Below are 23053 nucleotides of genomic sequence, written 5' to 3'. Positions count from 1 at the left end.
TGCTGTTATGGGCAATAAACAAATTAGAATTGGCATTGATGTTGGTGGTACTTTTACGGATGCGGTAGCCATCGACAATGAAACCTTTGAGGTCCTATCCAAGGTCAAAATTCCTACTACACATCACGATAAACGGGGTGTCGCCAGTGGAATTGTAACGATTATTCAGCGAATCATGAGTGAAAATGGAATTCTTCCCCGGATATTAAGTTTATCGCCCATGGAACCACGCAGGCAACCAATGCTCTGCTCAGAGGGCGACGTTGCTCGTGTCGGCATCCTGGGAATGGGCACCGGCATGGATGCTCGCAGTGCCCGTTCTGAAACCAATGTAGCAGACATCGAACTGGCTACAGGGAAATATCTGAAAACCTATCATCGCTTTATCGATTCCAAGGAGCTGACCCATGAGGTGATAAACGATGCCATCGAACAGCTACTAGATCAGGGAGCAGAAGTTATTGTTGCTTCAGAAGCTTATAGTGTGGATGATCCCTCGAACGAGCTACGTGTAATTGAAGCGGCACGCAGCAGGGGGGTATACGCTACCGGAGGGCATGAGATATCCCAGTTATATGGTCTTAAGACCAGAACCCGCACGGCAGTGGTAAATGCCAGTTTGATCCCAAAGATGATGGAGACCGCCAATATGACAGAGCAGGCAGTCAAGGAGGCTGGTATTTCCTCCCAACTGATGATAATGCGCTGTGACGGCGGTGTGATGAGTATCGACGAGGTGCGCAAACGTCCGATTCTTACTATGCTTTCAGGGCTAGCGGCAGGTGTAGCGGGAGCCCTGATGTACGAGAAGATATCTGACGGCATTTTCTTCGAGGTCGGGGGGACGAGCGTCGATATCTCCGTAATCAAGAACGGTAAGGTGATGATTGAGAATGCCCAGGTCGGAGGACACAAAACCTATCTGCGCTCTCTGGATGTGCGAACGCTGGCTGTTGCCGGAGGCAGTATGATTCAGATCGGAGGCGGCAAAATTACGGATGTTGGTCCACGCAGTGCCCATATTGCCGGGCTGGAGTATGAATGCTTCGCTGAATCTGCGAATCTGGCAGAGCCTTCTATCGGCCTCGTCAGCCCCCGTGAAGGGGATCCGGATTACGTGACGGTCCGCTGTGCCGAAGGCCACGAATATGCACTAACCTTGGCGGGTGCTGCTAATCTGCTGAATTTAGTACCTGAGGATGATTATGCTCGTGGTAATGTGGAAAGTGACCGCATAGCTTGGGATACGCTTGGCGCCCACCTTGGAATTAGCGCTGAGGAAGCTGCAAGATCGGCAATGGATATCGCCATCCAAAAGGTGATGGTGGTGGTGAGCCAGATGATTACTGATTATGAGCTGGACACCGGATTTGTTACACTGGTTGGCGGCGGCGGCAGTGGAGCCGTTCTGGTTCCAGCCATGGCGGCCAAGGAGGGCTTCAAGCACCAGATTGCTAACAACGCACCTTATATCTCTACCATCGGTGTGGGCATGGCGATGGTCCGGGAGCAGATCGAAAAGACAGTCGTTGGCGCTACAGAACGGGACATCAAGCTGATCCGCATGGAGATTATCGAGAAAATCGTACAATCGGGTGCCAATGAATCGACCGTTGACGTTACAATCGAAATCGACGCCCAGCGCAATATTCTACGGGCTATTGCCACTGGCTCGACGGAGCTGCGCTCGAAGGATCTTGGCAGCCGCGAGGTGCCGGTGAACGAACTTTTGCTTACGGCGGCACAGGCGTTAAATCAGCCGGAGGGCCAGACCGAATTGAAAGCCGCATCCGGCCGCTGGTTTCTGTTTGAGGCAAGTGAGGTGAAGAAATCGATGTTCGGACTGGTGAAGAAGAAGCTGAATCATGTTAGTGTGCTGGACCGTCAGGGTGTAGTGCGCTTCAAGAAAGCGAATGCATTTCATTTGGCTTTTGTGAAAAAGGATATGTACAGCCGCTTTGCCTCCTTTCTGGATGAGAACACGATCTATTCGGATGCAAACGCTACTATACCCAAAGCTTTTATCTTTTATAAGGAAAAAATGCTGGATTTGACCGGTATGCAGACGAAGGAGCAACTGTTCTCTATTCTGGAAGTGGAGACGCAGATGTTGGAGGACAACAACGAAATGCTCGCTGTTGTCTATCAATAAGCCTGTAGGAGGTGTTAGAGATGAACAGGACAGCTGCAACAACCCGGCTGGGGGACAAGGTTCTGGCGTATTCTGAATTAAAAAATGACCTCCTTTTTCATAAAATACCAAAGGACAAGATGATCTATTACATTGAGCAGCCTCTGGCTATTGGCACGGCAAAGGCAGGAGAGTACAAAGCTAAATTCGGCACAGATATCCAAGCGATCTGCAGAAACCGGGGCATCAAGGTGGTCATGAACGAACGTTCGGGAAAGCTCGGACAGATCCGTTTTCGTGCACAAATTGAGCTCTCTGCCGAAGAACGGGTTATTACACTGTATAAATCATCCATGGAGGAGCTGCAGCAGTGCGCGGGTGTATTGCTTCCAGGCCGCGCTTTCAGTCTTGAGGAGATCATGGATATTCATCTCGCGCATGAGCTGTTTCATGATCTGGAGTTCAGCGAAATTGGCTATACTAATGAGAGATTGGATTATATCAGCAGCCTTTCACTTGGGCCATTCCGCATCCGAGCCAGTGTGACCAAAACCTCAGAGATTGCTGCACATGCCTTCAGCCGTCATCTTCTTGGTCTCCCGTATCTCCCCAATCTGCTCGATTATGCGCACATGATTCACAGTGGTGCTCTGTCAAGGGAGGACTTCTGGAAGCTGGTGGAGGACTGGTCCGCTGAACTTGATAATTATTGCTAAGCCCCTTTACGCTCTTCTTCAGGACGGCTTATGAACTCTATGACAAGGTAGTTGGAAGTTACTATCATTTGTTATTGAATTTTGATAAGCTGTAGGAATGAATACTGAGGTTAGCAAGGAGGCACCAATGAGTAATCAAGCGAATGCAGTGATCGCCAAGATTATTTCCAATAAAGGAAACTTAACGTTTATCGAGAACGAAATTGCGCAATTCGTGATGAACAATCCAGAGTTTTTTACGAAGAATACCATTACAGCGATAGCTCAGGAGGTTGGCGTTTCGGAAACGAGCATTAACCGCTTCTGCAAGAAGGTAGGCTTCAAAGGCTTCAATGATTTCAAGATTGCTATTGCCCAAGACACCCATTACCGTAATATGAACAGCAAGGTGCAGCAAAGGGAGAATATCTCTTTCGCCGACTCGCTAGCCTTCGATTATAACGACCTAATTATGAATACCTCTGCTATGATTGAAGAAGAGGATATCAGTAATGCAGTGAAGATAATAGTAAAAGCCAAAACGATTCATATATTCGGGGTGCTGAGCTCATGGATGGCGGCACTGGAGCTGAAGCAGAAGCTGAGTCTCGTCGGTATTAACGCTTTTGCCTATAATGATAGTTATAATATGAAGCTTTCAGCTTCGCAATCAACGCCTGACGATGTAGTGATTGCCATTACCCGGTCTGGTTCGGTCAGAGAGATTATTGACGCCCTCAACCTGGCCAGCCAGAACAATGCGAAGATTATTACCATTACCAGTTATAATTCAACCGCTATCACCGAATACTCGGATATCAAGCTCATTGCGTCGGACAAGCTGTCCGTCAAGAACAATGCCCTCCTGTCGGAGCATATTACCTTCCTGTTCGTCATTGATCTCATCTTCGGCACGCTGCTGAAATCCGACAGCCGTTACATGAAGAAGAAGCTGAGCAGCGATGCCGTGATCGAGAGTAGCCAATTCTGGAAGAATGAATACATTTAGAAAAAACTCCAAAGAAATCGCTGGGATGATTTCTTTTTTTAAAGCTTCATTTTCTTATATTCCATCGGCGTGATTTTGCAGTGCTTTGAAAATAGCTTAATAAAGTGGCTTTTGCTGTAATATCCGACTTTGTGGGAAATTTCTTGTATGGATAGATCGGTTTCTAAAAGCAGCTTTTTTGCTTCAGCGATTCGCAATTGCGTGATATACTCAATAAATTTTTGACCGATCGTTTTATGAAAAATAGTGCTGATATAATTCGGACTTAAGTCGAACATTTCTGCAAGCATAGCTATGCTGATGTTATGCATAAAATTATGGTTAATAAATTCAAGGATCGCATCCATATAATTTGTTTTATTCGTATGGGCTCTAAGTACATTTATACTCAAGTGCTGTAATGCATCACTCAGCTCCAAAAAACTTGCGTTAGTGGCTGCTTGAATGCCGATGGTATATCGAAAGTAGATAATCGTCGCTTCGAGTAGCTTTTTTTTCTCATAAAGCTTGTTTTGCTCCATCATCTTTATCCATCTGTCGATTAGTAGATGGAACTCAATAAATTTCTTCTCCCTATACATATTTGAGATTTGGAGCGATAGCTGACTTAAGGCTAGATAAGAAGGAAATTCACGGTCCATATGTTCCAGAAAAGACAAAGCATAACTTTGCTGGATGCCAAGCACCGCTCTTAAGCAGCTAAGTTTAGTGAGCTTTGCGTAATTGTTTAATAAATTCAAGTTACTTTCAAACGTTTCACTTGTAATGAGAGATACGATTTTTTTATCTTGGTTGAAATATTGAAGCGAGAGCGTCTTCACGTCATTGACTAATGCATCTATAGAAGCCCGGCTGTCTGCTTCATATCTTTTATCATGGGAGCAGATCAGCAGACGTTCAGTTGTGGATACGTAGATAAGAGCCGCACGGTATTGAGCTGAAATGTATCGATCTGCACAGGCCTTCACCTTTCTGAATAAGTTGTCTTCTTCAAGGGTATTGCCTCCCGAAAGCGCGTGCTCATGAATACTAATCCAAACCAATTTATAATGTGAAGTTTCGTTATCTATTAAATCATCACTATTGAATTGGCTTTTGTCTCCTGAAAGGAAGGAAGTGATTTGTGAGGTAAAGGTACGATTTAGAGTTAGGTTTTTTTTGTGAACCTTATCAGAAATTTTATCAATTAAAAGCATTAACTGTTCAAAGCTTACGGGTTTCAACAAAAAATCGGTAACTTGAAGCTCAATGGCTTTTTTGGCATATTCAAATTCGGAAAATCCGGTAATGATGATAAACTCGGTATTCGGCGATAGACGCTGTCCCTTTTCTATTGCCTCCAGACCGTTAATATAGGGCATCTTGATATCCACGAAAGCGATCTCCGGACACAACTCTGAAAGCATGTGCAGGAATTCGGTGCCATCCGTTGCTTCATGGATATTATTTTCGTTCCAATTCATTTTTAGGAGAGCGTTTTTAAGTGATAAACGAACCAGATGCTCATCGTCAGCTATTAGAATGTTCATAGTTCAATTCTACCTCCGGTATGTCTATAAGGATACGAGTTCCATTCATCGGGCTGCTTTCAAATTGGAAAATATGATTTGGATAACAAAGTCTCAATCTGTCTTTTGTATTTGAAATGCCGATGTTTTCACCAGTTAGAGGCCGAGTCGCATCAAAACCATGCCCATCGTCTTCTATGCGGATTCGAATATAAACGATTTCGTCCCTTGTTATTTTACTGGCAGAAATGATTAGCAAACACGGCTGATTTAAAGGTTCAATGCCATGGATGATGGCATTCTCAACCAATGGTTGCAGCAGCAATTTAGGAATTAGGCCCTTTTTAATAGCTTCCTCACAAACAATGGAGGTATTCAATCGGGAACCGAAGCGAAGCTTTTGCAAGGAACAGTAATTTTCTATAAAAGAAAATTCTTCTTCAAGAGTAGTCATGTCTTGATGATTTAAAATAAACCGTAGCATAATGGTCAAATCAAAAATAGATTTCTCAAGAAGCGTGGTTTCGCCGATTTGGTTAAGCGTGATAAATCCGTTTAACGTATTAAAAATAAAATGTGGTTGGATTTGGGATTGTAAAGCTTTGTATTCCGATTCTCGCTGTTTCAGGACAAGGATATACTCCTTGTCTATTTTCTGTTTAAGCTCAGCGATCATTGAATTTAATGAGGTGCCGATAAATTCGAATTCGTCCTTGGTTTTAGAGCGATACCTCGCGTTAAAATCTCCATTTTTCACATGCCTCATTGTAGTAATAATCTCTTTGACGGGTTTTGTGATTTTTTTTGAAAGCCATTTATAACAGATAAAAGCGATGATCAAGCAAAGCGCAAAAAAGAGAGAGAAATGAGATAAATCCAATTTGCTTTCTGTTGAATTTCCGTGGAAGAAAGCAGAATATACAACCGCCAATCATAGGTTTCAAGACTTTTGGAAATAACGCGATACGATTCTTTGTTATCTTGAACGCTGCCGTCAGGATGGTCATTGATTTGTTGCAACAAGGAGTCAGATACCCTATTTTTGGCGTAAATCACATGCTTGTTTTGATCCATCAAGATGATATTGGATGATACATGGAACTGAAGCTCTTCAAACATTTTATCAAAAATGATTGTATTGGCATCCGACTTAATAATACCTATTGGTTTATGTGTTTTGAGATCATTGATTGCTCGAACAACGGAGAAGGCTGTAATGCTCTGTTCATTCTTCAGATAATCCAGCCTATGCGGCTCTATAAATACTGCGTTTCCTCTAGCTTGGAGCGCTTTGTGATACCACTCCTGATCTTGAAAGGCGAAATTATCTGCGATACTATCCTCAGGGTTATTGGACGAATAAAAAAGTATTTTGTTATGGGAGACCATCAGAGTGCTTAGTATATCTTTACGGATATTTCTAACAAAGCTAAGCTGTGAACTTAATAAATTGTTGATCCGTACGACTTGATATTTATCGGTTGATGTATCAAAAGAATCGTTTGCTTTCACCTTAAGCGCGTAAATGAAATCATCGTTAAAGTAAGGAGTCAGGGTCAGTTGATCCAGCTCCTTTAAATAGGTGGTAATATTTTGCGAAATCGACACTAGGGTGTTGCGAACTAAAATGTCTTGATCTTTACTGTAATTCGCAATATAAAGTTTGGCAATAATATAGGTGGTTCCCATGACAGGAATCAATGTCGCAATAAAAAAGATAAAAAGCAGCTTGAAATTTAATGAGCGGTAGGGATGATAAGAGCGATGCTTTTTGTCCATGCCGTATCTCTCGCTTTCAAAGTGTGATTAGAGTATGGGTAGTATTCGCTTAACTACAGCCATCCTCCTTTAAAGTTTAAGGTATCATAGAAAACAACACTTCTAGTGTAGTTATGAAATACGCAGACTGCTGATTTTACATGTATCTTTAAGTATGTAAGCGATATCAAATATTATTTATTTCAAAGGGGTGCTCAACATGAAAAAACTGATTTTGGTTATGATCACGGTGTTAACGATAGGCGCAATTCTATCCGCATGTTCTTCAAATACGCCAAACTCGTCCGACCAGTCGTCAGAGACAGAAAAAACGCAAGATAAAGTAAAGTTGGTCATGCTGACGAATGCAACGGGGGCAGTTTTTGAAGCGGAACAAGGCATTATTGCGAATTTTATGAAGGAGAATCCGAATATTGAAGTGGATTTCAGCACGCAGGGCAAAGATTACGAGCAGCTTATGAAAGCCAAGATGGCAGCAAACGATCTACCGGATGTATTTGCTACACATGGCTGGTCGGTTAATCGCTACAAAGAGTACCTGCGTCCTCTGGAAGATCAAGCTTGGTCGAAGAATATTGTCGATTCTTTAAAATCTACGATTACTGATGAGGCTGGGCATATTTACGTGCTACCGATGAATTTGGATCAATCCGGGTTCGTTTACAACCGCAAGGTGCTTGAGGATCTAAATCTGGAAATCCCTAATAATTGGGATGAATTTATAGCGGCGAGTAAAGTCATAAAAGCTGCTGGGATCACTCCTGTACAAATGGGGGACAAGGATCCTACTAAGTTGGCATCTTTCCTGGATAAAGTAGCTCCGGTATTCTTAATTACAGACAAGGATCATAACTACGGAGATGCGCTGAAAGACGGCACATTTGATTGGAGCAAGTGGAATCAGGTTTCCCAACTGCTGCTTGATCTATACAGCCAAGAATTTATAAACAAAGATATTCTGACAGCTGATCCAGTCACGACGGCAGAGAAGTTAGCTCAGGGAAAAGCGGCCTTTGCTTTTGAAAGCAACGGTGTTATAGCCCAAGCCCTAAAAACGAATCCCGATGCAAAGCTGGGCATGATGCCTATACCCGCTTTCTATGAAGGAGATGAACCTATTCTGAATGGCGGCGAGAAGGAAGCTTACGGTATTGGCAAAGACTCCAAGCATATCGAGGAAGCACTTAAGCTGTTGACGTTTATGTCTAAACCGGAAAACGTTCAAGCGGTCTCAACAGCAAGCGGGCTTCCGGCCGCCTTTAATGGTGTGGAGAACAAACTGGGCGATCTTTCCGGAGATTATGCGAAATATGCCGATCTGAGAACAATCCCTGTATTTGATCGGGAATATTTGCCGAGTGGCATGTGGAGTACGCTGCAGGTTGCGGGCTCCAGTCTCCTGGTATCTGGCGGACTAAGTGTTGAGCAGGTTTCCGACTTAATGAAGGAAGACTACATGAAGTTCCGCGCACAGCAAAAGTAAACAGACCACTAACAGGATCAGAGGAGACTGAGAAGATATTCGCTCCGCTGATCCTGATTAAAAATTTAAATGGGGAATTAAAATGAACGCGAAGATTCGTCTGTTTTTGAATTCGAATAGGGGTTTATCTTTATTGTATTTGCCCGCCGTACTTTTATTTATAGTGTTTGTCATCTATCCACTGTTTTCGGGAATCAATCTTTCTTTTACCAATTGGAATGGTTATTCTCAAAAATATAACTATGTAGGGTTTGACAATTATCAAAAGATGCTTACAGATCAGCGATTTAAGACAGCCTTTATAAATACGTTAATTTACGGCTTCGGAAGCGCCATTTTACAGAATGTATTCGGGCTTTTATATGCATTGTTGTTAAATATGAAATTTAAAATTAGGGTGTTGGTTAGAACGATTGTGTACATGCCTGTAATCGTCGCTCAATTGATTATGGGTTATGTTTGGTATTTTCTCGTTCAATATGATGGGGGGGCTCTTAATGAGATTGTTGCTCTATTCCATGGAGAGCCAATAGACTGGATGGGTGAGAAAGTTCGTGCAGTTATCATCATCACCGTTATCAATGCTATACAATTTGTAGGGTCTTCCATGATCATTTATTTAGCTGGCTTACAAGGCATTCCGCAATCCCTTAACGAAGCTGCGATTATAGACGGTGCCAATAGTTTGAAACGATTACGGTTCATCACTTTCCCTTTATTGATGCCTTCGATTACCACTAGCTTTACGCTGAATTTAATTGGCGGTTTAGGACTGTTTGCTACGATTCTTTCTTTGACCGGCGGAGGTCCGGGCTATGCCTCCCATTCCCTTTCTACGTTGATTAACTACTTTTATTTCTCCAATCAGGATGCAGGTTATGCCGCGGCCATCGGGATTGTGACTTTCATCTTTATGATGTCAATCAGCATCGCAACATTGAAATTCTTTAACAAGCGAGAGGTGGATTATCATTGAAGAGCTACAATAAAATATTGATAAACTTAACCGGTCTTGTGGTTGTAGTTTTTCATTTCATCCCTTTCTATATATTGATCGTATCTGCTCTAAAAAAACAAACAGATACCTCTTCCCGATGGGTATTGCCGAATTATTTGGATTTCAGTAATTTTCATATCGCTTTGGATAAAGGGCATCTACTGCAAGCCATGTCCAACAGCCTCATTGTTACCTTAATATCTGTAGTTTTGATTGCTATACTCGGGGCCATGGCCGCCTACCCGTTAGCACGAGTGAAAAGTAGATTTAATGAGATGATGATGGGTTTTATTCTTGCTATGATGATTGTTCCTAAATTGACGATATTAGTTCCACTGTACAGTTTGGTTGCAAAAATGGGCGGAATCAGTACGTATTGGGCTATTACCCTACTCTTTCTAACATATAAATTACCTGCCTGTATTTTTCTATACAGTAAATTTATGAGCACTATTCCAAAAGCGTTGGATGAAGCAGCTATGATCGATGGATGCAGCAGATACAGTGTTTTCTTTCGAATTGTACTCCCTTCACTTAAGCCCGTCACTGCGACAGTTATTATACTGAATGGTGTTGCCATATGGAATGATTATTCATTTTCCTTATACTTTTTGCAATCTCCGTTAAAGCGGACGGTTACATTAGCCATTTCTTCTTTCTTTAGTCAGGATAATGTGAACTTACACGCGGCTGCAGCTGCGGCATTATTAGCGATCATTCCAGCAACTTTACTTTATTTGTTTTTGCAAAAGTACTTTGTGCGTGGCATGGTGGATAGTGGAGTGAAATAAATCAATTACTTGAGTCTTGTAAAAAACGTGCTGTCGGACAAATGGAATCAAAGTCAAATCGTTAGAACCTTTGTCGAACAGGCAGACAGAAGAAGGACATCCAGCCTTGTTGGAGAAATTGTCGTTTACCAGACCACAATTTCCAGATAAAGGAGATGTCCCACTATTATGTTATCCCTCTACCTGCCCATCGTCAAGTTTATTTTGGCCCTCCATTTGCAAATGTCTAAGCCACAGCTCGGCCATCTGTTTACGCTCGTTCAAGGCATCATTCTCTGTGCCGGACGGAAGAATATCACTCAAATTCAGCATGCGGCCAAAGGCAATCGTCATTTAAGCAGCGCGACGAATTTCCTGAATCATTCGCCGTGGTGTGTGAACCGCATGCAGCGTCGGCGCATGGAAAGGGTCATGAAACTTATTTCTGCCAAAGCTGGCGATAAGCGAGCTCCCGTATTCCTCATCGTGGACGACACGTGTTGCAAGAAAGACAAGTCGACGAAGAAAATGGAGGGGCTCAGCTTTCAGTATGCTCATGAAGCCGGGAAAACGGTATGGTGCCATTGCTTGGTCACTACGCATGTGGTTGCTGCAGAGGGCTCCTATGCCTGGGATTATCGCCCCTACTATCCCAAGAAGTACTGCCAGGCTCAGCGTCTGCCTTTTAAGAGCAAAAATGATTTAGCGTTAGAGATGGTCGAGGCGTTTCCCAATCCCCAAGACGAACGGGTCTACGTCCTCATAGATAGCTGGTACACCAGCGAAAAAGTGATTAACGCGTGTAACCGCAAAGGATTTCATGTCATTGCCGCCGTCAAAACCAATCGCCGGATTCGTCCGGCGGGGATTAGCATGCCTTTAGATGATTTCGCCCAGCAGTACATTCGCAAGTCTGACCTCCACTCCGTTACGGTAGAGGATCAGGGAAAGTACTGGGTCTACCCGTACGAGGGACCGGTGAGCGACATCGAAAACGTCAAATTGTTGCTGTCCTGGAAGGACGAATACACCGCTTCGAGCAAACCACAGGTTTGTCTCCTGTGCACGGATCTGTCTCTGGATCTCGTTACGATCCAAAGGTATTATCACGTGCGGTGGAATATCGAGACGGGATATCGATACTTCAAGGAACTGCTTGGCTTTGACCAATATCAATTGCTTTCGCTTCATGGCATTGAGCGCTTTTGGGCGATCCAGTTCTTGACGCAGAATTTCTTGGAGTGTCAGCGGCAAGAGTGGATGACACCAACCTCCAAGCTCACGCTGGGTGATGTAGTGCGCCGCATTCGAGAAGAGCATTTCGGGCAAATGATCGTCTATGTGTATCAACAAGCCCTGGAAAAGAAGCCTCTTTTCGACATTCTCCAGTTATTTCGGTTGTCTGCCTAAAGCGTCTAGTACCCTAACACACTACAACTCTGTCCATTTCAGGATCTTTCAGGTTGATTTTGCAAGACTCAAGTCAATTAGTGATAAGGAGCAAATAACATGTTAAATCAGAATACAACATCTAATGTGGGGCGCAAATTCAATCAGGATGGATCAGTCAAAGAATTTCCGGGAAATACAATTATCAGCTGTGTTGATCCTTCATCCGAAACCTTTGCTGCCTTAAACAAACTGCGTGAACAGTTTTTATTATTAAAGTCTGCTGGCAAGTTTACGGTACTTCCTCCATCAAGCTTTCATATGACTCTGATTCAAGGGATTTGTGATGTGGATCGAAAAGCGGAGCTTTGGAGCAGATATCTTTCATTAGATACACCATTAGAAGAAGTTGATACGTTTTTCAAAGAGAAATATAAGTATGTGCGTCAACTGGAACCGGTTAAAATGAATTTTGACTTCCTCGATCTCAATCATCATGTGATCAAAGTAAGTCTTCGGCCGCAAGACTTAAAGGATGCATTAGAATTGACAAGGTTTAGAGAAGACGTATCTTATCATCTTGGCTTGCGTTTTCCTGATCATGATCGTTACGTATTTCATATTTCACTTGCTTATCAAATTTACCACCTGACTGATGAGGAAAAGCTAGAACTACAAGTATTTAAAGAGAAAATGGATGTTGAATTTGGAAGGTTATTTGGCAGTTTTGAGCCACCAGTTCCGCGGTTAGTACTATTTAATAATATGTTCAAGTTCGGCGAGGTAAGAGACTAGGAGGACCGCATGCACATAGACTTCTGTTTGAAGGTGACCTTGTCTTTATTCTTAGGTCTGTTGATCGGTATCGATCGGCAGCTCAAGCACAAACCATTAGGCTTAAAAACATGCATGGTGATTTCGGTAACCAGTTGTCTTATTACGGTCATCTCTATAGAATCTGTGGAAGAATTGTCTGGAGCAATCTTGTCCACTAACCGGGACCCGATGCGATTGGCAGCGCAAATCGTCAGTGGCGTTGGCTTTTTAGGGGCAGGTGTCATTTTGCGGAGAAGCAATGATGCGATCTCAGGCTTAACTACCGCTGCGATGATTTGGGCTGCATCTGGTATGGGAATTGCTGTGGGTGCAGGATTTTATAGTGAAGCTTTCGTCACTGTATTTGCATTGATCGTAGCAGTTAACATTTTACCTTTTGCAATTAAATTTTTGGGGCCAGCCAAATTAAGCCGTAAAGATATTTCTGTACGGTTCATTGTATCTCAATCCTGCGAACTGACGGAAGTCATGAAGGTGATTGAAGGGAGCAGAAGCAAAGGGGAGCCGAAAAAGGATCAGGTAGAAATTAGGCATATTAAATTAAAAGATCTGGATACAGGGGAGCGGCAGATTGATATGATTTTGTCCGCATTTGAAAAGAAATACATGACCGAAATTTATGAATTGATAAAAAGAACAAATCATGTGCTGAAAGTAGAGGTTGAGGCTCTATAGGAAATGAGATCTGTCGAAGAGATGTTTTTAATTGAAGATAATGATATTATAATGAATTGGGATTTCGCTTGAAGTCTAGGCTAGATTATGCTGGGCTCTGAAAATTTTAATACAGGAAAAGGTGGGAATTCACTCACCTTTTTTTGTTGTACAAACATACCTCTGATGAGAGCTTTTTTTGAATACGACATAATAAGCCTTGATACTCAATTTATTATTACAATTAAAGGTGATGTTTACTATATCCAAAAGTTGAATTTTACGACAAAAGTATTAATTATTTAGGGGATTTATGGCTATTGATGCTCTCAACGCTCTCAACGCAAGTCGCTTTCCACTGTCCACTTAAGTAGTTTGAGGAAGTTCTAATGTAGAGGATTAAAGCTTGACGTTTAAACACAATAACATATCTTCTTACCATTACTAAGAAAAAAATAAACAACATAAATAGCTCATAAGAACGATTTCATGCAGTTTTAAAACATGAGCTTGTACTTGTCCATCTTCAAAATGCTGAACAAGCCGTTTAGCCTTCTCCATTTTCTTGCTGCTGCCATAGAATTAAATGAAATTGCCGTTCCACCACTTCTCCGGACAAAGCCAAGGTGTTCATTTCTGCAATTTCTTGCCGCAAAAGCTCTTTTTGTTTGGAGTCTGCAGTGGGGGTTGCCGTGACAAGTTCAGAGATAAGTGGGGAAATATCAACTGGGCGACTAACCGCCAAAAACTTGAAGGGAAAGCGGATGGAGGATAATTCGGCTGTTAGTTTATTGATAAGGAGCTTTTTCTCAGAGCTATTGAGTAAATCCAGGCTGATAGGGAAAACGCGAAGATAGCAGAGCAGCCAACCATCCTGGGTATACAGAAAGTAGTCTCGGATATCTTGGACGTTTACGAATTGCTGGGCAGTCTGCTCACTTAAGTTGAGGGGAGTTTTAGAGCCAGGTTTGCTTGTTTTTAAGTAAAATAAAACAGCTCCTCCACCGATTAGGCAGAGGAGCAACATGACGATAGGGAGCAGCATTAGAGCGGCACCATCTTTCTATTTAGGATCTTCCGGAGCAATATGCCAATCAGAGAACAAATTTCCGGAGATGGTGATGGAATTTTGCAGTTGGATCGTAAGCATTCCTTCGGGCGTCTATGCGTCTGAGAATTCGAGTGATTGGCGTATAGGACCCGTTAGGGAACCAGATGGGGGTAAAATGCACGCGGCTTTGATAAGTGGAGTATTCGTTAGGCTTAAGCCAGAAGCTGACGCTATATCCTGAGGATTTTATATCATGCAACCGCCAGTAGTTATACAACATTAACGCGGGTACGAGTGAAATTAATTGGATTAAAAATAGCTGTCGAAACTTTCTCGACAGCCTGAGAATCCTTATTCTATTTACCATTAACATGATACTCATGAATAATTTGAAAGCCCAATGCATCTTCAATGTAAATCCCTATTTAAAAAGAGTCACCAGCTAAATTTTAATGCTGACTTCTCCGCTTGAAAGATATTCCTCATCACCATTCTTATATCTTACTTTCAGACGACAATCGTTATCGATATCGATGGCTGTTGCCTCACATTGTTTATTATCCTTCATCACCGTTACGGGTTTGCCAAGTAACATGATTCGTTCTCGATATTCGGAAAGAAACATTCTATCCGCTAAATACTCATAATATCCCATAAAATGGTTTAGCACTTCTGCTACGAGCCGGTTGCGGAGATCACCATGATGATTTCCTTCAGAAAATACGGATGTTGCAATCCCGGTAAGATCGTTAGGAAAGCCGCCCGTCGGCAGTGACACATTGATACCAATGCCGAGAACGGCATAATCGAGCCAACCGTTTTCCAGTGACATGGAAGCTTCGGTAAGGATCCCGCAGACCTTTTTCCCATCCATGAATACGTCATTAACCCATTTTATTTGTGTGTCTTTACCAGATACACTTTCGATGGCAAGAGCAACAGCGACTGCGGCGGAAGTCGTCAAAAGAATGGATTCTACCGCTGATAGTTTTGGACGCAGCAGAATGCTCATATAGATACCCGTTCCCGGGGAGAAAAAATTTCCGACCCTTTCTTCCGCGGCCGGCGGTCTGCTCTTCCGAAAGGATCACTTTGCCTTCTGCCTCTCCATTTGAGGCCAGGGCTTTTACGGCTTCGTTCGTTGAAGATATTGTCTTAAAGACTTCAACACGCAGCTTTTGACCCTGTGTATCCAGATATTTTGAAATGGAACCGGCAGACAAGATATCCGTATGGGGCGACAGGGAATATCCTTTATTGGTCACAGCCTGTATAGAATATCCGTCCATCTGCAGCGATTTTATGGCTTTCCAGACAGCGCTGCGCGTCACGGATAAGCGTCCGGCTATTTCTTCACCGGAAATATATCCACCTTTGTTACCATCGAGCAAGGTTAGAATATGTTCTTTAACTGTCATGGGACATAACCCTCCAAAAGTATAACTTTCCGACCAAACCTCTTCGAATATATTAACATGCTTCTCTAACAATAGGAAAACTCACGTGTTTTATTTCATCTCTATTGTGAACTTATATAATTATTTAGGTTTACAATAAAGTCTGCCTCCATTATAATTCAGCTTATATCTTACCAATGGAGGTCATTGTTTTGAAAACAAAAGAACTTGTTTATGCCGCATTATTCGCAGCTCTCATCACGGTGCTCGGCTTGATTCCGCCCTTGCCCCTCGGCTTTATCCCCGTTCCGATAACTGCCCAGACGCTTGGCGTCATGCTCACCGGATGTTTTCTGGGTAAACGGATGGGTGCTCTCAGTCTAGTCGTTTTCATTATTCTCATAGCGCTTGGCCTGCCGGTGCTGACCGGCGGACGCGGTGGGCTGGCGGTGCTCGTTGGACCGTCCGCAGGATACATATTCAGCTGGCCGGTCGCGGCCGGCCTCATAGGCTGGTATTCCGAAAAAATCTGGCCGAAGGTCCAAACATGGAAGCTCGTAGTCGTCAATTTGATCTTTGGCGTATTGCTTGTGAATCTGATTGGCGCATCCATCATGGCATGGATAACGAATACGCCGGTCTGGGCCGGACTTGCCGGTGCGTCTGCCTTTCTTCCGGGAGACATCATCAAAGCCGTTATTGCAGCCGTGATAACGATGCAGCTTAAAGCAATCAGTCCTATTGAAGAAAAAGCGCAGGTGTGAGGATACCCATGAACCTGATACAGCACATTCTAAAACGTGCACAGATTGACCCTCATCGTATCGCTGTCTCGGACGGCCGCGAAGAACGTACATACGCTCAGTTCATGAGGCTGGTTCAACAGGTTTCAAACGGATTGCGGCATGGCGGACATACGAAGTGCAACATTGCTATCCTGTCCGGAAACCGCATGGAATTCGCCGAGTTTGTTCTCGGCGCCATCTACGCGGGATGCGTTCCCGTAATGCTGGACCCCAAATGGCATCCGGGTGAAATGGATAAGGTGATCCGGCAGTGCGAGCCCGGGCTGATCGCTAGTGAAGGGCGCTTTGCGGCTGATCTCGCAGAACGTTATAACGAGATTCCGCAGTTATACTTCGATGAGGATCAGAAAGTCGGCAGCTATAGCTCTTGGCTGGCTGCCTTCGAGCCGAATGCCATAGCGGAGGAGAACCCCGAGCTGCTGTTCATCGGGTATACTTCAGGCACAACCGGCTTCCCTAAGGGGTACATGCGGACTCATTTGTCGTGGTTAAGAAGCTTCGAGGCGACGGAGAAGGCATTTAGGCTGAACCGTATAAAGCACGTGCTTGCACCTGGGCCGCTCGTGCATTCTCTGTCGCTGTTCGCCATGATGCAATCCCTATACAGTATGGCGACTTTTCATCTGCTCCCGGAATTCGATGCCGAGAGCGTACTGAACCTCTGCTCCCGCGAATCGGATATGATCCTATTCGTTGTGCCTACGATGATTGACGCTTTGCTTCGGCAAGCGGCTTCAAGCACCGTGCAGATATCCATCCAGACCCTGATCAGCTCTGGCGGCAAATGGCCCGAGTCCTCGAAACAGAGGTGCCGCGCGATGTTCAAGGAAACGAAGCTTTATGAGTATTACGGTTCGTCGGAGGCCAGTTACATCAGTTATCTTGAGATAACCGGGGAGGAGCAGCCGGATTCGTTGGGCAAACCGTTCGACGGGGTACACATTTCGATCCGCGACGAGCAGTTCCGCGAGGTCTCTCCAGGTACGATTGGTGAGCTGTACATCCGAAGCGAAATGATGTTCGCCGGGTATCACCAACTGCCTGAAGAGACGGGAAGTGTATTTCGCGACGGCTGGCTGCGTACGGGGGATTACATGCTCCTTGATCAAGACATGCATTTACACTTGGCTGGCCGCGCCAGCAATATGATCAAAAGCGGGGGCCTTAAGGTATTTCCCGAAGAGGTAGAGGCTGTACTGCTCCGCATTCCGGCTATTCGGGAGGTCATGATATTCGGCAAACCGGATGACCGATGGGGGGAGCAAGTAACGGCGCTGATTGAGTGGAACGGAGAACAGCGGCTCAGTCTGGATGAAATCAGAAATTACTGCCGCCCCTATCTTGCAAGCTTTAAGGCACCTAAGCAGCTCGTTACTGTGGAACGATTCATTTATACAAGTTCGGGGAAAATAGCACGCCAAGAGATGAAGACGATAGGAGAGAAGGGATGAAATGAAAGAGGCCGTTCTGGTCATGGCTAGACGTACCCCTATCGGAAAAGTCGGGGGACAGTTAAGTACGCTAGAACCGGAAGAACTGCTTGCACCGCTGATTCGCCTCCTGGTTGCTGAAGCACAGGTGCCTTTGGAATGGATCGATGATGTCATCATAGGCAACGTAGTGGGCCCGGGCGGGAATATTGCCCGTAAGTCTGTGCTTGAAGCAGGACTACCCGTTACAGTTCCGGGGGTTACGATCGACCGGCAGTGTGGTTCAGGGCTTGAAGCCATCATCATGGCGGCACGCTTCATTCAGAGTGGTGCGGGAGAGATATTCCTGGCAGGCGGAGTCGAAAGCGCAAGCCGGGCACCTTGGAAAATGTTCAGACCTGACACGCTGATCGACATACCAACGCTATATACACGCGCGCCGTTTACACCCCTTGCTTTTGGAGATCCCGACATGGGGCTTGCCGCAGAGTATGTGGCGGACAAATACGGTATTTCGCGGGAGGCACAAGACCGATATGCGCTTGAGAGCCATCAAAAAGCAGTCCACGCTAAGCGCACCAGCAAGTATGCACCGGAACTTGTACCACTTCAAGTCAACGGACTCTGGATCACAGACGACGAATGTCCGAGACCGGATACGAGCTTGGAGAAGCTACTCAGCCTGCGGCCTGTTTTTGCGGAACATGGCACCGTTACAGCCGGTAATGCTTGTCCCATTAACGATGGCGCCGCTCTGGTGCTCATGATGTCGCGTGACAAATGCGAACAGCTTAATCTAACTCCCGTCCTCCGTTTTGTTGACTCGCAAGCTGTCGGAGTTGATCCCCGTTATCCAGGGATTGGGCCAGTGCCGGCGGTTCGGAAAATGCTGAGCCGTCAGCATCTGCATATAGACGCTTTGGATATCGTTGAATTTAATGAGGCTTTTGCCTCCCAGGTATTAGCCTCGCTGCGTGAGCTTCATCTTCCACTGGATAAGGTCAATCCTGGCGGTGGCGCATTGGCTCTGGGCCATCCCTATGGAGCATCCGGTGCGATCCTTATGACGCGCCTATATTCGGAAATGCTGCAAAACCCCTACCAAAGAGGGCTGGCAACGCTTGGCATCGGCGGTGGAATGGGGCTGGCGGTTCTGATAGAGGCGGCCTTATGAATAGCATCCGGTTTCAGATTCAGCTCACACCGGACAGTATTGCGCAGTATGCAAACAGCATCAGTTCACCTTTACAGAGAATAGGGGGAGTTGCCGTTGCTCCTTCAACGATGCCGGTAACATTCTGGACAATGGAGGATGCCCCCTGGCTCCATAAGGAGACAACAATGATTCACGGAACGCAGAAGTTTTATTATCATGCGCCGCTGATGGCCGGTATGGACCTAAATTGTGAGCTATCCTTGCTTAAGGCGGAGCCGAAAAACGGCAGGCAAGGTGTGCTGACCTTATATACCCATTCTCTTATCTGCTATCACCAGGGCAACCCCATAGCTGTAGCAGAAACCGTCCTGATCGGGATAGGTGAAATGAAATGATAATCGAGATCTCTGAGGCGGACATCCAGCATTATGCCTCTGTCACCAAGGATGAGGCAGCCATTCATCTGGATGCCGCAGCTGCAAGAAAAGCGGGTTTTGAAGCCCCCATAGCACATGGAATGTACATCATGGGGCTAGCGCAGTCTCTATATATGAAAGAACATCGTTCTCATTGGATTCAATCCTTTAGCATGAGGTTTGAAAAACCGTGTGTTCAAGGCTCGACCGTATACTTCCGGTATAACACTTGGAACGATGATCAAATCCAGGTAATGGTCACGTCGGATCACGGAAAAATCATTGCTAAAGGTTCCTTTAGCGTGGTAGAGGGGATAACCGATATATGAAAACTGTGCTGATTACTGGGGCAACCAGGGGGATCGGGCGCAGTATAGCTTTAGAGCTGGGGCGCTGCGGTTATCAGGTCGCCGTTAATGGCTTGCATGATGAGAGGATTAGGCAAGTAGTTGAGGATATTCGCCGGACAGGTGGCCGGGCGGAGGGATTCTGTGCCAGTGTCGCTGATCCCGCTGCGGTTACTGCGATGATGAACGAAGTGATCGATAAGATGGGTTCTATGGAGATTTTAATTCATAACGCCGGGATCATTAAGGACCGCAAATGCGAGTCCATGAGTGATCTAGAGTGGCAGACCGTATTGGACGTTCATTTGAACGGAGCTTTCTACTGTATTCAGCGGGCTTTATCTCATCTGAGCCAGCACGAAGGCGATATTGTGTTGATGACCTCAACCGCGGGCCTTGCCGGATCGACGGGACAGGTCAATTATAGCGCTGCCAAGGCTGGGCTTCTCGGGTTGTTGTGGACGCTTGCCGATGAACTGAAACCCAAACGGATCAGGGTCAATGGCATTGCCCCCGCCGCCGTGACCGACATGACCCGGCCGGTTATTCAACATTTGAAAGAAAAATACGCACAACGCAATGAGCCGTTCCCGGATGCATGGAAGCTCGGAGAAGCTGATGATGTGGCCCGATTCGTTCGTGCGCTTCTGGATCAACAGGACCCTGAACTGACCGGTAAAGTGTTCGGCATTAACGGAAGACAGGTTACACATTGGCAGAAACCACAGCCCTCTGCTCCTGTTACTTCCGGGCCGGAAGATTTTTTCGAGTTATGGAAGCAGCGGAAGGAGCATGAGGAAGATGCTTGTTTTTGATCAAGTTGATTATCATTACCAGCGGGAACATCCCGTTCTCCATCAGCTTAGCTTCGAAATTCACCAAGGTGAATTCATTTCCATCATTGGAGGGAACGGAAGCGGAAAATCCACGCTCGCCAAGTTAATGAACGGACTGCTGCAGCCAAGAGAAGGACAAGTAAAGCTGGAGCATTTGAATACCCTGAACCCTGATGATCTCGGGAAGATTCGTGAGCTGGTCGGATTGGTTTTTCAAAATCCTGACGATCAATTCATCACGACATCTGTTCTGGATGAAGTCGTCTTCGGACTAGAGAATTTGCGCGTACCCAGAAATGAAATGACCCATCGGGTGAAGAAGGCACTACAAGCCGTTCATATGGAAGATTATGCGAAAGCAATGCCGCATCAATTGTCAGGCGGTCAGAAACAGCGGGTTGCGATTGCGGCCGTTGTGGCGATGGAACCTCCCATTATGATTTTTGATGAAGCGACCTCCATGCTGGATCCGCAGGGGAGAAGAGACATCCTTGATGTGATGCATACCCTTCACCAGCAAGGCCTGACGATCATTCATATCACTCATCATATGGAAGAAATTCTTTCAGCTGATCGCGTTCTGCTTCTAAGCAAAGGAAAAATTGCTTTTGACGGACCACCATCCTCCTTGTTCAGCAGCGTATTCATGACCGAACATCAGCTCACTCTTCCTTTTGCGGTAAGACTGCATCAAGCGCTCGGGTTAAACGCCCCTTTGTGCGCGGACTGGAAGGAGACGATCATCAGCTTATGGCCTATGAGTTGAATGACGTAAGTGTGAGGATAAACGGCAAAGAAATTCTGCAAGCGGTAAGCTGTACCCTTCAGGAAGGAAAATGGATTTCGATCATTGGCCAAACCGGAGCCGGAAAGTCTACCTTTGCTCAAATGATTAAAGGTTTGATTCCTTTCTATAGAGGCAAATATACGCATAATCGGCAGCTTCTGCCGAGGGACGGTAAAGGTAAAATGAAGATCGTTCCGCAAATCGGTTATGTATTTCAGTATCCAGAGCACCAGATTTTCGAAACGACGGTTTATAAAGAACTAGCCTTTGCTCCTAAAATGAAGGGGGAGTCACCAGAAAGGCTGGAGGAAGCCCTCAAGATGGTTATGGGACGGATGGGACTCTCCGAAGAGCTTCTCCAGGAGAACCCGTTCCGGCTTAGTGGGGGACTTAAGCGGCTTGTCGCTATCGCTTCCGTGCTGTTTGCAGAGCCTGAGCTGCTGATTCTCGATGAGCCGACGGCCGGTCTTGATCCTGTAAGTCGGATGGCGCTACTGAAGCAGCTCAAAGCATGGCAGAGGGAGAACAATCGGACGGTGCTGTTCATCTCTCATCAGCTCGAGGATGTTGCCGAATATTCGGACGAGGTGATGATCTTTAAAGAGGGGTGTTTATTGGTGCATTTGGATGCGAATGAACTTTTTTTGAAGCGTACAGCGCTCATGGAGCAAGCCGGACTGCCTTTGCCGGAGCCTATTCAGCTCCTAAGAATAATTGAGGCGTTATCCGGCCGGATTCTTGAGCCTGTAAGCTGTAGGGAAGAAGATATTATGCAGCAGGTGAGGTTGGCCTGGCAGTCAAGAGGTCTTCAAAATGAAGGATAATATCATATGGGGACAGTATATCAATTCAGACTCGATGATCCACTGGCTTGACCCCGAACCAAGCTGTTAAGCGTCCTTGCTTTCACACTTTGCTGTCTTACACTCCGCACATTTGGCGGATATGTCGCGGCGACTGTCCTGGTGGGAGGACAACTGCTGTTGTCCAGAGTTCCAGTTCGTATGTTTTTTAGAGGATTACAACCGATTCTTTTCATCTTGTCCTTTACCTTTGTCTATCATCTTTTAGTCACCCAAAACGGGATAGAAACCGGAGCCTTCGTTGTCTGGCGTATTCTATTGCTTATTTCGCTTGCTTTGGTCCTGACATTAACAACAAAACCGCTGGATCTGGCAAAAGGTCTGGAACAACTGTTTAAGCCGTTATCTGGCTGGGGGGTTCCGGTAGAAGCCTTTGCACTGATGCTAATGATTGCAATCCGCTTCATCCCAACGATTATCCAGGAACTGGACCGCATTCTTCTGGCACAAAAGGCCAGAGGATATGATATCAAGTCTGCTAAAGGTCATAGGCAGGTATATGCCTATTTGTTATTAGTGGTTCCGCTGCTCATAACGACGATTCAACGGGCGGAGCAGCTGGCTATGACGATTGATGCAAGGGCTTACGGGAACGGAAAGGGCCGCATTTCATATAGGGTCCTGAAATTTTCGCGAATGGATTATGCAGCCGGTGGATTTATGCTTGCATTTGTTCTACTGATCCTATACCTATAGCGTAGTTATCGAATTT

23 protein-coding genes and 1 pseudogene are annotated in these 23053 nt (G+C 45.3%); 18 read left to right on the top strand and 6 right to left on the bottom strand.

From position 1 onward, the window contains the following. The first annotated feature begins 7 nt into the window (after nt 1–7). The 3 genes from JI735_RS00305 (at nt 8) to JI735_RS00295 (ending at nt 3835) form a co-directional block, all read left to right on the top strand. A complete protein-coding gene (locus JI735_RS00305; protein WP_233476196.1) occupies nt 8–2152 on the top strand; it encodes a hydantoinase/oxoprolinase family protein in 2145 nt (714 codons plus the stop codon). 20 nt (nt 2153–2172) lie between these two features. Continuing rightward, nucleotides 2173–2847, top strand: coding sequence for a hypothetical protein (locus tag JI735_RS00300; protein WP_039837122.1), 675 nt, complete (start codon nt 2173–2175; stop codon nt 2845–2847). A gap of 127 nt (nt 2848–2974) precedes the next feature. Further along, entirely contained in the window at nt 2975–3835 is an 861-nt protein-coding gene (locus JI735_RS00295) for a MurR/RpiR family transcriptional regulator (protein WP_039837124.1), read from the top strand. Between the two features lie 38 nt (nt 3836–3873). Here JI735_RS00295 and JI735_RS00290 read toward each other — a convergent pair whose 3' ends face one another. From JI735_RS00290 to JI735_RS00280, 3 genes are read right to left on the bottom strand one after another with little or no spacing between them, the layout of a single operon-like run. Continuing rightward, nucleotides 3874–5364, bottom strand: coding sequence for a helix-turn-helix domain-containing protein (locus tag JI735_RS00290; RefSeq protein WP_039837126.1), 1491 nt, complete (start codon nt 5362–5364; stop codon nt 3874–3876). After that, complete coding sequence (locus JI735_RS00285; RefSeq protein ID WP_202676921.1) at nt 5345–6223, bottom strand: sensor histidine kinase; 879 nt, start codon at nt 6221–6223, stop codon at nt 5345–5347. The genes JI735_RS00290 and JI735_RS00285 overlap by 20 nt, the downstream gene beginning before the upstream one ends. Next, on the bottom strand, nt 6181–7122 hold the full coding sequence (locus JI735_RS00280) for a cache domain-containing protein (protein ID WP_202676920.1): 942 nt from the start codon (nt 7120–7122) through the stop codon (nt 6181–6183). The genes JI735_RS00285 and JI735_RS00280 overlap by 43 nt, the downstream gene beginning before the upstream one ends. Nucleotides 7123–7321: 199 nt before the next feature. On the opposite strand from JI735_RS00280, the gene JI735_RS00275 reads away from it, so the two are divergent. From JI735_RS00275 to JI735_RS00250, 6 genes are all read left to right on the top strand, one after another. After that, nucleotides 7322–8605, top strand: coding sequence for an ABC transporter substrate-binding protein (locus JI735_RS00275; RefSeq protein WP_051052031.1), 1284 nt, complete (start codon nt 7322–7324; stop codon nt 8603–8605). A gap of 82 nt (nt 8606–8687) precedes the next feature. Beyond that, complete coding sequence (locus tag JI735_RS00270; protein WP_051052032.1) at nt 8688–9581, top strand: carbohydrate ABC transporter permease; 894 nt, start codon at nt 8688–8690, stop codon at nt 9579–9581. Then, entirely contained in the window at nt 9578–10393 is an 816-nt protein-coding gene (locus tag JI735_RS00265) for a carbohydrate ABC transporter permease (protein WP_051052034.1), read from the top strand. The genes JI735_RS00270 and JI735_RS00265 overlap by 4 nt, the downstream gene beginning before the upstream one ends. Nucleotides 10394–10561: 168 nt before the next feature. Further along, a complete protein-coding gene (locus JI735_RS00260) occupies nt 10562–11782 on the top strand; it encodes an IS701 family transposase (RefSeq protein WP_039834932.1) in 1221 nt (406 codons plus the stop codon). Nucleotides 11783–11881: 99 nt separating this feature from the next. Next, complete coding sequence (locus JI735_RS00255; RefSeq protein ID WP_051051558.1) at nt 11882–12556, top strand: DUF1868 domain-containing protein; 675 nt, start codon at nt 11882–11884, stop codon at nt 12554–12556. A 9-nt stretch (nt 12557–12565) separates the two neighbouring features. Further along, nucleotides 12566–13273: an MgtC/SapB family protein gene (locus JI735_RS00250; protein WP_039833554.1), complete on the top strand. Its 708-nt coding sequence runs from the start codon at nt 12566–12568 to the stop codon at nt 13271–13273. A 526-nt stretch (nt 13274–13799) separates the two neighbouring features. Here JI735_RS00250 and JI735_RS00245 read toward each other — a convergent pair. From JI735_RS00245 to JI735_RS37650, 3 genes and pseudogenes are all read right to left on the bottom strand, one after another. Next, complete coding sequence (locus JI735_RS00245; protein ID WP_051051557.1) at nt 13800–14297, bottom strand: TraC-like domain-containing protein; 498 nt, start codon at nt 14295–14297, stop codon at nt 13800–13802. 448 nt (nt 14298–14745) lie between these two features. Beyond that, nucleotides 14746–15330 (bottom strand): annotated as a pseudogene (locus tag JI735_RS00240) (biotin--[acetyl-CoA-carboxylase] ligase); the annotation flags it as partial. After that, the gene (locus JI735_RS37650) at nt 15212–15721 is read right to left on the bottom strand and encodes a biotin operon repressor (RefSeq protein WP_411830151.1); all 510 of its coding nucleotides are present in this window, start codon (nt 15719–15721) and stop codon (nt 15212–15214) included. The pseudogene JI735_RS00240 and the gene JI735_RS37650, both read right to left, overlap by 119 nt. 176 nt (nt 15722–15897) lie before the next feature. On the opposite strand from JI735_RS37650, the gene JI735_RS00230 reads away from it, so the two are divergent. From JI735_RS00230 to JI735_RS00190, 9 genes are all read left to right on the top strand, one after another. Further along, nucleotides 15898–16464, top strand: coding sequence for a biotin transporter BioY (locus JI735_RS00230; RefSeq protein WP_325175565.1), 567 nt, complete (start codon nt 15898–15900; stop codon nt 16462–16464). 8 nt (nt 16465–16472) lie between these two features. Continuing rightward, nucleotides 16473–17957, top strand: a complete 1485-nt coding sequence (locus JI735_RS00225) for an AMP-binding protein (protein WP_039833551.1) — start codon at nt 16473–16475, stop codon at nt 17955–17957. Between the two features lies 1 nt (nt 17958). Further along, the gene (locus JI735_RS00220) at nt 17959–19110 is read left to right on the top strand and encodes a thiolase family protein (protein ID WP_039833550.1); all 1152 of its coding nucleotides are present in this window, start codon (nt 17959–17961) and stop codon (nt 19108–19110) included. Then, complete coding sequence (locus JI735_RS00215; RefSeq protein WP_039833548.1) at nt 19107–19487, top strand: FAS1-like dehydratase domain-containing protein; 381 nt, start codon at nt 19107–19109, stop codon at nt 19485–19487. The genes JI735_RS00220 and JI735_RS00215 overlap by 4 nt, the downstream gene beginning before the upstream one ends. Further along, a complete protein-coding gene (locus tag JI735_RS00210) occupies nt 19484–19837 on the top strand; it encodes a MaoC family dehydratase (protein ID WP_039833547.1) in 354 nt (117 codons plus the stop codon). Before JI735_RS00215 ends, JI735_RS00210 begins: the two co-directional genes overlap by 4 nt. Then, on the top strand, nt 19834–20670 hold the full coding sequence (locus JI735_RS00205) for an SDR family NAD(P)-dependent oxidoreductase (protein ID WP_051051556.1): 837 nt from the start codon (nt 19834–19836) through the stop codon (nt 20668–20670). The genes JI735_RS00210 and JI735_RS00205 overlap by 4 nt, the downstream gene beginning before the upstream one ends. Further along, nucleotides 20657–21457, top strand: a complete 801-nt coding sequence (locus tag JI735_RS00200; protein ID WP_083886447.1) for an energy-coupling factor transporter ATPase — start codon at nt 20657–20659, stop codon at nt 21455–21457. Before JI735_RS00205 ends, JI735_RS00200 begins: the two co-directional genes overlap by 14 nt. Then, nucleotides 21442–22302 (top strand): ATP-binding cassette domain-containing protein, encoded by an 861-nt coding sequence (locus JI735_RS00195; protein ID WP_039833545.1) that lies wholly within the window; start codon nt 21442–21444, stop codon nt 22300–22302. The genes JI735_RS00200 and JI735_RS00195 overlap by 16 nt, the downstream gene beginning before the upstream one ends. Nucleotides 22303–22365: 63 nt before the next feature. Continuing rightward, a complete protein-coding gene (locus JI735_RS00190) occupies nt 22366–23037 on the top strand; it encodes an energy-coupling factor transporter transmembrane component T family protein (RefSeq protein WP_233476547.1) in 672 nt (223 codons plus the stop codon). Nucleotides 23038–23053 lie beyond the last annotated feature (16 nt).

Source organism: Paenibacillus sonchi (assembly GCF_016772475.1).
Taxonomy (GTDB): Bacteria; Bacillota; Bacilli; order Paenibacillales; family Paenibacillaceae; genus Paenibacillus_AQ; species Paenibacillus_AQ sonchi.
This window is presented reverse-complemented; position numbering and strand designations above follow the sequence as displayed.